Raw genomic sequence first — 1,086 nt, forward strand, 5'->3', positions numbered from 1 at the left:
ACAACTCCACGGTGGAGAGCCCGGTCACCGTCACCGGTGTGACCGGCAACGCCCCGGCCACGCTCAAGGTCGGCGTGAACATCGTCCACACCTACATCGGTGACCTGAAGGTCGACCTGGTCGCCCCCGACGGCACCGTCTACACCCTCCACAACCGGGCCGGCGGCAGCACGGACAACATCAACCAGACCTACACCGTCGACGCCTCCTCCGAGGTCGCGAACGGCACCTGGAAGCTGCGCGTGAACGACAACGCGGGCGGCGACACCGGCAAGATCGACTCCTGGAGCCTCGGCTTCTGATCCCCGCCGGGACCCACGCACCACTCCCCGGTCCGGAACCCCCGCCGGAGTCCCCCACCTCCGGCCTGACGGGGCGATAGTACGGACCAACCCAGCCCGCGGACCTGCCGATACCTCCCGTACCGGCAGGTCCGCAGGCGCATTCCTGTCGCCCGACTGAATTCTGCGTCACAATCCGGGTCCGCCGGGGGGCGGACCTCGTATTGTCGCGTCTCACAGGAAGGGCAGGACCGGGAAGCGGAAGGCTGGTGGCTGCGCGTGGCGGCGACGGGGAACGCTGACACCAACGTCGGACACGGCGTACTCATCGAGGCCGTCGGCCGCGCGCTGTCCACCCACGGCCGCGCCGTCCTCACCGGCCCCGCCGGAGCCGGGAAGACCGAGGTCGCCCACGCCGTCGCGGCCGCCGCCGAAGCCCGCCGCGAGACCGTGCTGCGCCTCGCCCCCGACGCCGCCGACCAGCACATACCCGAGGCCTCCGCCGCCGCCCTCCTCGGACCCCAGCGCACCGCCATCGCCCTCCTGCGCCGCGAGGCCGACGCACCCCGCGCCGGACGCGACCACGTCGCCCTGCGCCTGGCCCTCGCCGAGGTGCTGCGCACCCTGGCCGCCTCCGGCCCCGTCCTGCTCCTCCTCGACAACGCCCAGTGGCTCGACGCCGACAGCACCGACCTGCTCCGCTTCGCCCTGCGCCTGACCCCGCCCCGCGTCCGCGTCCTCGTCGCCGAACGCGCCCGGGGCGGCGCCCCCGTCGCCGAAACCCTCTGCGGTCCCGGAGCCCCCA

At 73.4% G+C, this 1,086-nt stretch carries 2 protein-coding genes; both read left to right on the plus strand.

The genetic code is table 11. The features are described 5' to 3' along the window. Nucleotides 1-302 (plus strand): proprotein convertase P-domain-containing protein (locus VR44_RS20765; RefSeq protein WP_045949058.1); only part of this gene is annotated, 302 nt, incomplete at its 5' end. A gap of 258 nt (nucleotides 303-560) precedes the next feature. Then, nucleotides 561-1,086: ATP-binding protein (locus VR44_RS20770; protein WP_045949059.1), on the plus strand; the 526-nt coding region annotated here is incomplete at its 3' end.

The sequence above is a fragment of the Streptomyces katrae genome (assembly GCF_000966975.1).
Lineage (GTDB): Bacteria > Actinomycetota > Actinomycetes > Streptomycetales > Streptomycetaceae > Streptomyces > Streptomyces katrae.